The organism is Allobosea sp. Root381 (assembly GCF_001429395.1).
Taxonomy (GTDB): Bacteria; Pseudomonadota; Alphaproteobacteria; order Rhizobiales; family Beijerinckiaceae; genus Allobosea.
Map to the genome: position 1 here is coordinate 25,046 of NZ_LMJT01000011.1, position 12,915 is coordinate 37,960.

The 12,915-nt window shown below is 64.9% G+C and carries 12 protein-coding genes; 1 reads left to right on the plus strand and 11 read right to left on the minus strand.

Annotated features, from left to right (window positions below; translation table 11 throughout):
• Positions 1 to 44 precede the first annotated feature (44 nt).
• Genes ASE63_RS11170 through ASE63_RS11185 form a run of 4 tightly spaced genes read right to left on the minus strand, consistent with a single transcriptional unit; the run spans position 45 to position 5,196 of the window.
• Positions 45 to 1,634: an ABC transporter substrate-binding protein gene (locus tag ASE63_RS11170; RefSeq protein ID WP_082609842.1), complete on the minus strand. Its 1,590-nt coding sequence runs from the start codon at positions 1,632 to 1,634 to the stop codon at positions 45 to 47.
• Between the two features lie 47 nt (positions 1,635 to 1,681).
• Positions 1,682 to 2,593, minus strand: coding sequence for an ABC transporter permease (locus tag ASE63_RS11175; protein ID WP_056800936.1), 912 nt, complete (start codon positions 2,591 to 2,593; stop codon positions 1,682 to 1,684).
• A complete protein-coding gene (locus ASE63_RS11180) occupies positions 2,593 to 3,534 on the minus strand; it encodes an ABC transporter permease (protein ID WP_056800938.1) in 942 nt (313 codons plus the stop codon). Before ASE63_RS11180 ends, ASE63_RS11175 begins: the two co-directional genes overlap by 1 nt.
• A gap of 15 nt (positions 3,535 to 3,549) precedes the next feature.
• Positions 3,550 to 5,196 (minus strand): amidohydrolase, encoded by a 1,647-nt coding sequence (locus tag ASE63_RS11185; protein WP_056800940.1) that lies wholly within the window; start codon positions 5,194 to 5,196, stop codon positions 3,550 to 3,552.
• A 318-nt stretch (positions 5,197 to 5,514) separates the two neighbouring features.
• On the opposite strand from ASE63_RS11185, the gene ASE63_RS11190 reads away from it, so the two are divergent.
• On the plus strand, positions 5,515 to 6,093 hold the full coding sequence (locus tag ASE63_RS11190; protein WP_056800942.1) for a cupin domain-containing protein: 579 nt from the start codon (positions 5,515 to 5,517) through the stop codon (positions 6,091 to 6,093).
• A gap of 33 nt (positions 6,094 to 6,126) precedes the next feature.
• Here ASE63_RS11190 and ASE63_RS11195 read toward each other — a convergent pair whose 3' ends face one another.
• From ASE63_RS11195 to ASE63_RS11225, 7 genes are all read right to left on the minus strand, one after another.
• Positions 6,127 to 6,678: a PRC-barrel domain-containing protein gene (locus tag ASE63_RS11195; protein WP_244491372.1), complete on the minus strand. Its 552-nt coding sequence runs from the start codon at positions 6,676 to 6,678 to the stop codon at positions 6,127 to 6,129.
• 84 nt (positions 6,679 to 6,762) lie between these two features.
• Positions 6,763 to 8,502, minus strand: a complete 1,740-nt coding sequence (locus tag ASE63_RS11200; protein WP_056800947.1) for an ABC transporter substrate-binding protein — start codon at positions 8,500 to 8,502, stop codon at positions 6,763 to 6,765.
• Between the two features lie 89 nt (positions 8,503 to 8,591).
• On the minus strand, positions 8,592 to 8,888 hold the full coding sequence (locus ASE63_RS11205) for a DUF2160 domain-containing protein (protein WP_056800949.1): 297 nt from the start codon (positions 8,886 to 8,888) through the stop codon (positions 8,592 to 8,594).
• Entirely contained in the window at positions 8,888 to 9,763 is an 876-nt protein-coding gene (locus ASE63_RS11210; RefSeq protein WP_082609855.1) for a carbohydrate ABC transporter permease, read from the minus strand. Before ASE63_RS11210 ends, ASE63_RS11205 begins: the two co-directional genes overlap by 1 nt.
• An 8-nt stretch (positions 9,764 to 9,771) precedes the next feature.
• Positions 9,772 to 10,674, minus strand: a complete 903-nt coding sequence (locus ASE63_RS11215; RefSeq protein ID WP_056800951.1) for a sugar ABC transporter permease — start codon at positions 10,672 to 10,674, stop codon at positions 9,772 to 9,774.
• Positions 10,674 to 11,753, minus strand: a complete 1,080-nt coding sequence (locus tag ASE63_RS11220) for an ABC transporter ATP-binding protein (RefSeq protein ID WP_056800953.1) — start codon at positions 11,751 to 11,753, stop codon at positions 10,674 to 10,676. The genes ASE63_RS11215 and ASE63_RS11220 overlap by 1 nt, the downstream gene beginning before the upstream one ends.
• Positions 11,754 to 11,764: 11 nt before the next feature.
• Positions 11,765 to 12,865 carry an ABC transporter ATP-binding protein gene (locus tag ASE63_RS11225; RefSeq protein WP_056800955.1) on the minus strand — a complete coding sequence of 367 codons (1,101 nt, stop codon included), beginning with the start codon at positions 12,863 to 12,865 and terminating at the stop codon, positions 11,765 to 11,767.
• Positions 12,866 to 12,915 lie beyond the last annotated feature (50 nt).

The following is a 12,915-nucleotide window of genomic DNA, read 5'->3' on the forward strand; positions in this document are numbered from 1 at the left end:
CAAAAAAGCGCCGCGCGGCTTGGCCGCGCGGCGCTCGTGAAGTCTCAGCGCTTCAGCTTGATGTCGAGGCCCTTGTAGAGGCCGGCGCCGTAGATGCCGTGAGCACGCACCCCCTCGAGCCGATCACCTGCAACGACCCAGAGCGGCTGCGAGGCCAGCGGCACCCAGACATTCGCCTCGGTGAGCTGGGTCTGCACCGCTCCGATCGCCTCCTTACGCTTGGCGGGATCGACGGCGGTCGCCGCCGCCCTGAGCAGTTCGTCGGTCTTCGGATCCTTCCAGTTCATCCGGTTCGGCGTCGGGATCTGGCGGCTGGCGAAGTAGAGGTTCAGCGCCTCGGTAGCCGTCACATAGGGATAGGCCATGTAGAAGGCGTCGAATTCTTGCGTCGCGAGCTTGCCCCAGGCGACGGTGGCGTCCCAGAGCTGGATCTTCATGTCGATGCCGACCTTGCGCAGATCGGCCTGCATCGCCTCGGAAATCCGGGGATTCACGTCGTTGCGGATGCCGTAGACGAGGAAGGTCGCCTTCTTGCCGTCCTTCTCGCGGATGCCGTCCGAACCGGGCTTCCAGCCGGCCTCATCGAGCAGCTTGGCTGCACCCGCGGGGTCGTGCTTCGGCATCTTCTCCGCCGAGCTCTTGTCGTAGTCGAGCACGGCCGGGTTCAGCAGCGACGGCAGCACCTGCCCCTTGCCGAAGAAGATCGCCTTGGCGATGGCCTGCTTGTCAACGGCCATGTTGACCGCCTCGCGGATTGCTTCGTCGCTCGACACGGGCTTGTCGACCTTGAAGCCCATGAAGATGTCGTAGATGTAGTTTTCCTGGCGCTGGACCGTCATGCCCGGAATGCGCTGCATCGTGTCGAGCGCGATATAAGGCATGTAGTAGGTCACGTCGGCCTGCTTGGCCTGGATCGCGGCCATCAGCGTGTTGGACTCGGGAATGACCTTCCAGACGATCTCGTCGATCTGCGGCTTGGGATCCTTGTAGATCGCCGGGCCCCAGTTGTAGTGGGGGTTCTTCTTCAGGACGAGTTCCTGTCGCGGGGTCCATTTAGACCAGCAATAGGGGCCGGTGGCGTTGAAGCCCTGGACGCCGAAATTCGCGCCGAGCTTCTCGACCATGTTCTTGTCGACCACCGAGGCGAAGGAGAGCGCCAGCTGGAACAGCAGGTCGCTATAGGGCTCCTTCAGCTCGTAGATCAGCGTCGAGTCGCCATCCGCGCGGATGTCCTTGACCGGACCGCCGCGGAAGGAGACGGGCGACTTGTTGGCCGGGTCGGTCCAGCGCTTCAGCGAGTAGACGACGTCATCGATCGTCATAGCCCGCCCGTCGCAGAACTTGACGTCCTTGCGCAGCTTGAAGGTGTAGGTCGTGCCGTCCGGCGAGACGGTCCAGCTCTCTGCGAGGGCCGGCTTGATCGTCTTCATGTCGAAGTCGACCGACACCAACGTGTCGGCCAGCATGTACATCACCTCGGCCGCGGCGGTCGCGGTCGAGCGGATCGGGTCGTAATTATCCGCATCGATGATGCGCAGGATCGTGAGCGGCGCCTTCTGCTGCGCCACGGCGGGGGCGGTTGCGAGCGTCGCAGCGGCAGCGCCGGCGAGAAGCAGGGTGGACAGTTTGATCATCGAGCAGTTCCCCATTTTTTGATGCGTTCTGGTTGATGCGCCGGTCGTCATTTGCGCAGCTTGGGATCGAGGGCGTCCCGCAGCACATCGCCCAGCACGTTGAATGCGAGCACGACCGCGAAGATCAAGAGGCTCGGCAGGACCGAGACATGCGGCGCGAAGAACAGGAAGTTGCGCCCGTCGGCCGCCATGGCTCCCAGCTCGGCCGTCGGCGGCTGAGCGCCGAGGCCAAGGAACGAGAGCGCCGCGCCGAGCAGGATGACCTGGCCGAAACGCAGGGTGACGAAGACGAACAGCGCCGAAAGGCAATTCGGCAGGACATAGCGCATGATGATGCGCAGATCGCTCAGGCCGAGCGAGCGGGCCGCCTCGATATAGCCCTGCTGCAGCACGACCAGCGCCGAGCCGCGCACGACGCGCGCCATCAGCGGCACCGTGGCGATGGAGAGCGCAATGATCACCGCCGTCAGCCCGGGGCCGAAGATCGCCGCGATGGCGAGGCCGAACAGGATCGCCGGGAACGAAAGCAGGACGTCCATCAGGCGCATCAGCACGCCGGAGACGATCGGATAGTAAGCGGCCGTGAAGCCGATGATGCCGCCGATCAGGCAGCCGACGAGCACCGACACAGAGCCCATCAGCAGGGTGGTGCGCAGGCCGAAGAGCAGGCGCGTTATCATGTTGCGACCCTGGCCGTCTGCACCGAGCAGGCCAGCCTCGCCGGGCGGCTTCAGCATATTCGCGAGGTCGTTGCCATAAGGATCGGTGGGGGCAAGCCAGGGCGCGAAAACCGCGGCGAAGACCGCGAGAACCACGATGGCGAGCGCGATGCAGGCGCCGACGTCCGACAGCAGCATCCTGAGCACGGATTTGCGGCGGGCGGGCGTGGCTGCGGCCACGCTCACAGCGGCTTCGACGGTCGCGGCACCGGGCTGGAACGGATTGGTGGAGGAACTCATCAGGCGCCCCTCACACGCGGATCGAGCACGGCGTAGAGGACATCCACCGCCAGATTGACCAGGATGAAGCCGAGCGAGAGCACGATGATCGTGCCCTGCGCCATCGGCAGGTCGCTCGAAAGGATGGAACCGACCGCGAGACGGCCGATGCCGGGCCAGCTGAACACGGTTTCTGTGACAACGGCGCCGCCGAGCAGGAAGCCGATCTGCAGGCCGATCAGCGTCACTACCGGAACGAGCGCATTGCGCAGCGTATGCCGCAGCACGACCTTGTGCTCGGCCAGGCCCTTGGCGCGGGCGGTGCGGACATGGTCGGCGCCAAGCTCGTCGAGGACCGAGGTTCGGGTCATGCGCGCGACCGGGCCCACGAAGACGCCGCCCAGCGTGATTGCGGGCAGGATGACGCCCTGCAGCCCCTCCCAGGTCCAGATCGGGCCGATACGGCCTGTGAAGGGAAGGATCGGATATTTGAAGCCGAAGAGCCAGATCAGCCCGAGGCCGAGAAAGAAGACAGGCAGCGAAACCCCGGCGACCGAGACGGACATGATCGCACGGTCGAGCAGCGAGCCGCGGTAATAGGCGCCGGCCGTGCCCAGCGCCATGCCGAGCGGGATCGCCCAGATCAGCGAGGCGAACATCAGTTCGAGCGTCGGGCCGATGGTGTTCCCGAGTTCCTGCGCGACGGGAACGTTGTTGATGATCGAGACGCCCAGGTCACCTTGCAGCAGGCGGCCGATATAGATGAAGAACTGCTTCCAGAGCGGCTCATCGAGGCCGAGTTCCGTGCGGATGGCGTCGACGACATCCTGTGTCGCCATGGGGCCGGCGCGCACCTGTGCCGGATCGGTCGGCACCACCTGCATCAGCAGGAATCCGATCAGCAGCACGCCGAGCATGACCGGCAGGACGAGCAGGAGCCTTTGCAGCGTGTGCCGCAGCATGAAGACGCCCCCCGCCTACTGCGCGGCTGCAGCGAACTGGCCGTGCCGGTCGAAAACGACCTCGCCGTCCAGCAGCGTCAGATCGCAACGCACATCGTTTTCGACCGCCTCGACGAGGACCGAGAAGATATCGTGAGACAGCACCGCGATGTCCGCGAACTGCCCGGGAACGAGCCGCCCTACCCTGTCCTCGGCAAACTGTGTGTAGGCGCCGAGCGCCGTGTAGGCGTGGACCGCCTCTTCCATGCTCAGCCGCTCGTCGCCACCGATCACTGAGTGCCTCTTGGTCTGGCGGGTGACCATCGTGAACAGGTTCTTGAACGGATCGGTGGCACAGACCGGCGCATCCGAGCTCGCTGCGGCGTTCAGGCCGGCATCAAGCCATTTGCGCATAGGATAGGAGGCGTCGGCGCGCTGCTGGCCGAGATTGGTCACGTAAAGATCACCGAATTCGTAGATGAAGGCCGGCTGCGGCACGGGATCGATGCCGGCTGCCGCCATTCGGGCAAGTTGGCCGTCGGTCAGGAAGCCGCAATGCTCGATGCGGTGGCGACGTCCGCGGATCGGGTGCTCGGCGCTGTCAGCCTTCTCGATACCGGAAAGCACCTGCTCGATCGCGGCATCGCCGATCGCGTGGATGGCGAGCTGGTAGCCGAGCTTGTGATAATGCGCGAGATAGCCGTGCATCTGCTCGTCGGGATAGATGAAGATGCCGCGATTATCGGGCTCGCCGACGAGATAGGGCTCGCTCATCGCAGCAGTCAGGCCGCCTGCGCTGCCGTCCCCGAACACCTTCATCGCGCCGTAGCGCAGCAGGCCGGTCTCGCGGCCGAAGCGATAGCCCGCCGCATGGGCCTCGTCGCCGATGCCGTCGGCATTGCCATAGATGCAGACCCAGGTCCGGACCGGCAGCGTGCCGGCACGCGCGACCTCCTCATAGGCCTCGATCTCGGCCATGCCGGCGAGCATGCCGACGCCGGCATCCATGACGCTGGTGAAGCCCTGCGCGAGCATGTAGTGCCCCGCCTTCTCGATGGCGGCCTTGAGTTCGGCGGCGCTCGGCTGCGGCATCGCCTGGACGATCAGGCGCATCGCGCTCTCGGCCAGCAGGCCGGTCAGCTTGTTGTCGCGGCGCTCAATCAGTCCGCCATCCGGGCTCGGCGTATTGTGGCCGATGCCGGCCGCCTGCATGGCCCGGCTGTTGACGACGCCGACATGGCCACAGGTCCGCTTCATGTAGACCGGATTGTCCGGAGCGACGCGGTCGAGTTCCTCTGCGGTCGGATGGCGGCCCTCGGCGAGCTCGTTATGGTCATAGCCGCGGCCGGTGACCCATTCTCCGGGCTTCTTGCCCTTCACGGCTGCAGCGACGCGCCGCAAAATCTCGTCGATGCTGTTGACGCCTTCCTCGGGGCGCAGATTGACCTCGCCCATGGCGAGGCCGAGCGGCAGAAGGTGCATATGCGCATCGTTGAGGCCAGGAATGGCGACGCGGCCGCCGAGATCCACGACCTTCGTGCCCGGTCCCTGCAACGTGGCAATCTCGGCTGCGGATCCCACCGCCAGAACCTTGCCTTCGACGATCGCCAGGCCTTCCGCGAAGCCTTCCGCCATGCCGCAGAAGATGCGACCATTCAACAAAACGGTATCGGCTTGCGTCATAGACCCTGCTCTATTCTGATCAAAATGATGAAGTAAGCCGTGGACACCCTACGGAATCAGTAATCGCCAAGCATCAGCCTCGCCGCGAAAACAGGCAATTGCCTCCGCGCACGCCAATCCGAACGGATCATTCGCCTCAGCGGCATGCTCTGACTGCGAAAACTAATCCACCTCGCCTGTTCCCCACGACACTATTTTCTTATTGGCTTTCAGTTAGCATTGCTCAGAATATTGAGCATGGCAAGAGGGAGGCAGGTTGCTCTCCTCTCATGACGCGCAGAAAAACCACGCGCGCTGGATCGGGACGGAGAAACGGCCATGAGCTTTGATGTCGGCGGCAGATTGAAGGAAATCAGGGTTGCAGCCGGGCTTTCCCAACGCGAACTTGCTGCCCGCTCGGGCGTGACGAACAGCCTGATCTCGCTGATCGAGCAGAATCGCAACAGCCCCTCGGTCGCATCGTTGCGCAAGATTCTCGACGGCATACCGATGAGCATGGTCAATTTTTTTGACGAAGCGCACACACCTGGAGACAAGGTGTTCTTCGACGCGTCGGACCTGCTCGACCTGACCTCGCGCCTGCACCAGGTCAATGGCGGCGAAAGCCGGGGCCGGATGTCCTTCCGGCAGGTGGGCGATGCCCATGCCCACGGCCTGCAGATCCTGCACGAATCCTACGAGCCCGGAGCGGATACCGGCGCCGCGATGCTGAAGCACGAATCCCACGAGGGCGGCGTGGTGCTGATGGGCGAACTCGAGATCACCGTCGGCGACCAGATCAAGGTGCTCGCTCCGGGCGATGCCTATCTTTTCGACAGCCGGACCCCGCACCGGTTCCGCAATATCGGCGTCGAGCGCTGCGTCGTGGTCAGCGCTTGCACGCCGCCCTATCTGTAGGCCGCCTCACGCGGCGGCCGCCTCGACGGCGCGCTACACGCCGGGGAGATCGTTCCAGTAGTCCCTGATATCTTGCTGACGGCTGCGATCCGGCGCGCCGCTCTCTCCTTCATGGAACTTCGCGGCCTCCCGGACCTGCGCCTCGGTGATCTCGGTGCGATAGCCCTCCAGCTCCTTGTCATAGGCCAGCATTTCCCAGGGTATCGTGATGTGGTGGCTGCCGATGCCGAGAAATCCGCCGAAGGTCACGTCGACGAAGACAACGCGGCCGCTCTGCTTCTCGATCAGGAGGCGCTTGATTGTGCCGATCTGCTCGAATTCGCGGTTGAAGACCGCCGTGCCTTCGACCCGATCGCTCTCGATGATTAGATGGGATGCCCCCGGACGTTCCACCGGCCCCCAGAGATAGAAGCCGTTCTCGATGATTCCGGCGGCCACGACTGCCCGGCTGACATTGGGCGTCCATTTTTCACCCGGTCCGATCTCCTGCACGAGACTCCACGGACCGAGGTCCGCAGGCAGGCTCGCGCCGGTGGGCTCTTCGGTGAAGCCACGCAGATCCGGCGAGTTCACGGCCTGGAACAAGCAGTAGGTTCTCATGAGCGCCTCCCATTGCTTAAGCCGATCCTAGGCGATGGGGGCGGCCGGGCCGCCCCCATACATCTTCCGTCAGTTCTTCTTGGGCGGCGTCGCCGGCCAGGACTTGATCAGCGTGTCGTAGTCGATCGTCTCGCCCTTCGGCTTCTCGTTCGCCAGCTTTGGCTGCGGCGCGATGTTGCCGTCGGCCTTCGACTTCGCGAACCAGGCCTCGGCGGTCTGCTTCGGATTGAGCTTCGGGCCGCAATCGCCCTGCACGCCGGAGCGCTCGAGCCGTTCGAGCACAGAATCCTGAGCCGCCGCGAGCGCATCCATCGCGGCTTGCGCGGTCTTGGCGCCCGATGAAGCATCGCCGATGTTCTGCCACCAGAGCTGCGCGAGGCGGGGATAGTCCGGCACATTGTTGCCGGTCGGCGTCCACTGCACCCGTGCAGGCGAACGGTAGAACTCGATCAGGCCACCGAGCTTCGGCGCGCGCTCGGTGAAGCTCTTGTCCCAGATGTCGCTCTCGCGGATGAAGGTCAGGCCGACATGGCTCTTCTTCAGGCTGACCGACTTGGACACGATGAACTGCAGGTAGAGCCAGGCCGCCTTGCGCTTTTCGAGCGGGGTGGATTCGAGCAGGGTCAGAGAGCCGGCATCCTGGTAGCCGAGCTTCATGCCCTCCTTCCAGTAAGAGCCCTTCGGCGAGGGCGCCATGCGCCATTTCGGCGTGCCGTCGGCGTTCACCACCGGCAGGCCGGGCTTGACCATGTCGGCCGTGAAGGCGGTGTACCAGAAGATCTGCTGGGCGATGGCGCCCTGAGCCGGCACCGGCCCGGACTCCGAGAAGGTCATGCCGCGCGCCTGAGGCGGCGCATATTTGTTGAGCCAGTCGACATATTTCTGCACCGCATAGACCGATGCGGGACCGTTGGTGTCGCCGCCGCGCTCGACCGAGGAGCCGACCGGCCGGCAGCCCTCCATGCGGATGCCCCATTCGTCGACCGGCTTGCCGTTCGGGATACCCTTGTCGCCATTGCCCGCCATCGAGAGCCAGGCGTCGGTGAAGCGCCAGCCGAGCGAGGGGTCCTTCTTGCCGTAGTCCATGTGGCCATAGATCCGGGCACCGTCGATCTCCTTGACGTCGTTGGTGAAGAACTCGGCGATGTCTTCATAGGCCGACCAGTTCACCGGCACGCCGAGTTCGTAGCCGTACTTGGCCTTGAATTTCTCCTTGAGATCCGGCCGCGTGAACCAGTCGTAGCGGAACCAGTAGAGGTTCGCGAATTGCTGGTCGGGCAGCTGGTAGAGCTTTCCGTCCGGCGCGGTGCCGAAGGATTTGCCGATGAAATCGTCGACATCGAGCATCGGGTTGGTGACGTCCTTGCCGGGGCCCGCCATCCAGTCGGTCAGGTTCGTCGTCTGCTTGTAGCGGAAATGCGTCCCGATCAGGTCGGAATCGTTGATCCAGCCGTCATAGACGTTGCGGCCGGACTGCATCTGCGTCTGCAGTTTCTCGACGACGTCGCCCTCCTGGATCAGGTCGTGCCTGAGCTTGATCCCGGTGATCTCGGTGAAGGCCCTGGCCAGCGTGCGGGCTTCGTATTCATGGGTGGTGATGGTCTCCGAGACGATGCTGACATCCATGCCGGCGAAGGGCTTGGCCGCATTGACGAACCATTCCATCTCCTTGAACTGCTCGTCCTTCGGGAGCGTCGAGGGCTGGAATTCGCTGTCTATCCAGCGTCGCGCGGTATCCATGTCGGCGAAGGCGGGAACGGCGCCGAGCAACAGGCTGAGCGCGGTCGCGACTAGCATCTGCTTTCTCATCGTTTCCTCCACTGGATGATTGCGTTTCTTTCGAGCCTTCCCGGCTTCTTGTTGCGAAGGCGGTGACGTCTCTCGCAGCCTCCGGATAGTCAGACGAAACGGAACACGAGCGCCGCATAGGCGAGCGACAGAAGCGACGCCCACCAGAGCTCGCCGCCGGCGAGCCCGAGCCAGCCGAGATGGATGAAGGCTGCGCCCAGCAGGCTGAGGAAGAGCCGGTCGCCGCGCGTCGTCGGGATGCCGAGCACGCCAATGCGCTCGACCTCGGGCCGCCGGAGCGCGAACATGGTCATGACAAACAGCAGGGCGAGGAGCGCGCCGAAGAACAGCCCGGTTTGAGGGGTCCACGCCATCCAGGCCAGATTGATCGTGGCGAAGTCGGGCATCACACCCTCCCCAGGGCAAAGCCCTTGGCGATGTAGTTGCGCACGAACCAGATCACGAGCGCTCCGGGGATCAGCGTCAGCACGCCTGCGGCCGCGAGCAGCCCCCAATCCATGCCGGCGGCCGAGACCGTGCGCGTCATCGTCGCGGCGATCGGCTTGGCATTCACCGTCGTCAGGGTACGCGCCAGCAGCAGTTCGACCCAGGAGAACATGAAGCAGAAGAAGGCGGTGACGCCGATGCCGTTGGCGATGATCGGCGCAAAGATCTTCACGAAGAAGCGCGGGAACGAATAGCCGTCGAGATAGGCGGTCTCGTCGATCTCGCGCGGCACGCCGGACATGAAGCCCTCGAGAATCCACACCGCCAGCGGCACGTTGAACAGGCAATGCGCCAGCGCCACCGCGAGCGGCGTGTCGAACAGCCCGATCGCCGAATAGAGGTTGAAGAAGGGCAGCGCGAAGATCGCGGGCGGCGCCATCCGGTTGGAGAGCAGCCAGAAGAAGAGGTGCTTGTCGCCGAGGAAGCGGTAGCGCGAGAAGGCATAGGCCGCCGGCAGCGCCAGGGTGATCGAGATCACCGTGTTCATGACCACATAGGTCAGCGAATTGATGTAGCCGGAGTACCAGGACGGGTCGGTGAAGATCGTCCGGTAGTTCGCGAACGTGATCTCGCGCGGCCAGAGCGTCATGCCGGAATTGATCTCGGCATTGGTCTTAAGGCTCATCACGACGAGCCAGTAGATCGGCAGGATCAGGAAGGCGAGGTAGAGGCCGAGCGTCAGCGCGCTGCCATTGAAGCGGAAGGCTGAGCGCGCCTTCGGCGTCGCCGTGGCGGCGGGGAGCGCGGCGGATGGGCTGAGGCTGTCCGTCGACATGGCTGCCCTCACCCTTCCGCCGGCGGGCGCCGGCGCTCGACATCGCGATTGGTCATCACCGTGTAGAAGACCCAGCAGACGGCGAGGATGATCAGGTTGTAGACGATCGACATCGCCGCCGCCTTGCCGAGGTCGAACTGGCCGAGCGCGAGCTTGACCAGCTCGATCGAGAGGAAGGTCGTCGAATTGCCCGGCCCGCCGCCGGTGACGACGAAGGGCTCGGTGTAGATCATGAAGGAGTCCATGAAGCGCAGCAGCACGGCGATGATCAGCACGCGCCGCATCTTCGGCAGCTGGATGAAGCGGAACACCGCCCAGCGGCTGGCGCCGTCGATGCGCGCCGCCTGGTAATAGGCGTCGGGGATCGATTTCAGCCCGGCATAGCAGAGCAGCGCGACCAGCGACGTCCAGTGCCAGACATCCATCGCGATGATGGTGACCCAGGCCGCAAGCGGATCGGCGACGTAGTTGTAGTCGATGCCGAGCCGGTTCACCGTGTAGCCGAGCAGCCCGATGTCGCCGCGCGCGAAGACCTGCCAGATTGTGCCGACGACGTTCCACGGTACCAGCAGCGGCATCGCCATCAGCACAAGCGTCGCCGCCACCTTCCAGCCCTCGCGCGGCATGGCGAGCGCGACCGCGATGCCGAGCGGCACCTCGATCGACAGGATGATCGCGGAGAAGACCAGGTTGCGCCACAGCGAGTCGCGCACGCGGCTGCCGAGGTCGCTCGACGGGTCGAGGAGCTCCTTGAACCAGCCGGTGCCGTTCCAGAAGAACTGGTTGTTCCCGAAGGTGTCCTGGACCGAATAATTGACCACTGTCATCAGCGGGATCACCGCCGAGAAGGCGACGATGGCGAGCACCGGCAGGACCAGGATCCAGGCGCGGTTGTCCAGGGGCTTGTCCATCACGCCCTGCCCTCCAGCCGTTCGCCATCGGCATAGACATGGATATGGGCGGGCCGGAGAATGAGCCCTGCGGTATCGCCGATGTCGCCGAGTCCGTGCGGCACGCCGGCGGCGACCGCCTGTCCCTGCAGCCTCAGGCGAGCCAGCCGCGAGCGGCCGAGATCGTCGATGCGCTCGACGGTCACGGGCAGCCCCTCGCCGGCCGGCGCCAATGTCGCGAATTCGGGCCTGACGCCGATCTCGATGCGCTTGCCCGGCGGAACGTCGTAGCTCCGCGGCAGCGCAATCGTCGCCCCCGCGATGAAGGCCCGGTTGCCTGACACGACGGCCGGGATCACGTTCATGCCGGGCGAGCCGATGAAGTAGCCGACGAAGGTATGGGCCGGCTTCTCGAACAGCTCCTCTGGCCGCCCGGCTTGCACGACCCGGCCGTCATGCATCACCACCACGGTATCGGCGAAGGTCAGCGCCTCGGTCTGGTCATGCGTCACATAGATCATGGTGAGGTCGAGCGCCCTGTGCAGCGCCTTCAGCTTGGAGCGCAGCTCCCATTTCAGCTGCGGGTCGATGACGGTCAGGGGTTCGTCGAAGAGGATCGCCGCCACATCGGGACGCACGAGGCCGCGACCGAGCGAGATCTTCTGCTTGGCGTCGGGCGTCAGCCCCCTCGCCTTGCGCTTGAGCTCGCCGGTCAGATCGAGCAGCGTCGCGATCTCGCGCACGCGGCCGTCGACCGCTCCCGCCGCCATGCCGCGGTTGCGCAGGGGAAACGCCAGGTTCTCGTAGACCGTCATCGTGTCGTAGACGACCGGGAACTGGAAGACCTGGGCGATGTTGCGCGCCTCCGTCGGCAGATGCGCGACATCGCGGCCATCGAACAGCACGCGCCCCTGCGAGGGGATGACCAGACCCGAGATGATGTTGAGCAAGGTGGTCTTGCCGCAGCCGGAGGGGCCGAGCAACGCATAGGCGCCGCCCTGGCGCCAGGTCAGCGTCATCGGCTTCAGCGCGAAATCGGCGGGTGCCGTGGCCCCCGGCTTGTAGGAATGCGCGAGATCGGAAAGCTCGATGCGCGCCATGAATCGCCTCCTCAGGCGGCCGAGAGGAAAGCCGGGGCGTGAGCGAGTCTCCCGCCGGAATCGAAGACGAAGACAGCCATGGGGTCGACACGGACCGAGATCGCGGCCCCCGGCTCGAACCGGTGCACGCCCGGCGCTAGCGCCACCCAGCGCTGCCCGGCGCATTCGACATGGACGAAGCTCTCGGACCCCGCGATCTCGACCACAAGCACGGTGCCGCCGAAGTGCAGGCCGGACCCGGACGCAGCGCGCAACTCCAGCTGATGCGCACGAAAGCCGAACCGATAATTGCCATCCGCCAGTCCTACGAACGCTCCAGGCGCAGGCACGCGCGCACCGCCGGGCAGGAGGATCTCCGCGGCGCTCTTGGTGAAGGGCAGAAGATTGAACGGCGGGTCCGAGAAGATCTGTGCCGTCGTCAGGTTATGCGGCCGGCGATACACGGCGGCGCTCGGGCCGTGTTGCGTCACCCTGCCCTGCCAGAGCGTGGCGGTCTGGTCGCCGAGCAGCAGGGCTTCCTGCGGGTCGGTGGTGGCGTAGACGACCGTCGCATTCGACAGGCGGACGATCTTCGGGAGTTCCTCGCGCAGTTCCTCGCGGAGCTTGTAGTCGAGATTGGCGAGCGGCTCGTCGAGCAGGATGAGATCGGCGCCTTTGATCAGCGCGCGGGCCATGGCGGTGCGCTGCTGCTGGCCGCCTGACAGGTTGAGCGGCATCCGCTCGAGAAAGGGCTCGATCTGCATCAGCCGCGCCATGGCGCGCACCTTGCTCTCGATCTCCGCCCTCGGCAGTCCCTTCACCCTGAGCGGCGAGGCGATGTTCTCGAAAACGTCGAGGTTCGGATAGTTGATGAACTGCTGGTAGACCATCGCGACCGAGCGCTCGCGCACGGCAACGCCGGTCACGTCCCTCTCCCGGCCGCCCTCCTCCACCAGGATGCGCCCCGATGTCGGCCTGTCGAGGCCGGCCATCAGCCGCATCAGCGAGGTCTTTCCCGCCAGCGTCGCGCCGAGCAGGACCGTCATCGTTCCGGGCTGGAGCCTCAGCGTCGTCTCGTGAACATGCGTCTGCGCTCCGACGTCGCGACGCACCTTGTCGAGAACAAGACCCACTGCAGTCTCCTTTCAATCCCTCCGGGCAACCGGAGTGTGAAAGATCCGAA

What these genes read in the sequence shown, in the direction of transcription:
- ASE63_RS11170 (WP_082609842.1), bottom strand. Translation starts at nt 1,634, where the DNA reads ATGATCAAACTGTCCACCCTGCTTCTCGCCGGCGCTGCCGCTGCGACG.
- ASE63_RS11190 (WP_056800942.1), top strand. Translation starts at nt 5,515, where the DNA reads ATGAGCTTTGATGTCGGCGGCAGATTGAAGGAAATCAGGGTTGCAGCC.
- ASE63_RS11185 (WP_056800940.1), bottom strand. Translation starts at nt 5,196, where the DNA reads ATGACGCAAGCCGATACCGTTTTGTTGAATGGTCGCATCTTCTGCGGC.
- ASE63_RS11200 (WP_056800947.1), bottom strand. Translation starts at nt 8,502, where the DNA reads ATGAGAAAGCAGATGCTAGTCGCGACCGCGCTCAGCCTGTTGCTCGGC.
- ASE63_RS11180 (WP_056800938.1), bottom strand. Translation starts at nt 3,534, where the DNA reads ATGCTGCGGCACACGCTGCAAAGGCTCCTGCTCGTCCTGCCGGTCATG.
- ASE63_RS11220 (WP_056800953.1), bottom strand. Translation starts at nt 11,753, where the DNA reads ATGGCGCGCATCGAGCTTTCCGATCTCGCGCATTCCTACAAGCCGGGG.
- ASE63_RS11210 (WP_082609855.1), bottom strand. Translation starts at nt 9,763, where the DNA reads ATGTCGACGGACAGCCTCAGCCCATCCGCCGCGCTCCCCGCCGCCACG.
- ASE63_RS11175 (WP_056800936.1), bottom strand. Translation starts at nt 2,593, where the DNA reads ATGAGTTCCTCCACCAATCCGTTCCAGCCCGGTGCCGCGACCGTCGAA.
- ASE63_RS11215 (WP_056800951.1), bottom strand. Translation starts at nt 10,674, where the DNA reads ATGGACAAGCCCCTGGACAACCGCGCCTGGATCCTGGTCCTGCCGGTG.
- ASE63_RS11205 (WP_056800949.1), bottom strand. Translation starts at nt 8,888, where the DNA reads ATGCCCGACTTCGCCACGATCAATCTGGCCTGGATGGCGTGGACCCCT.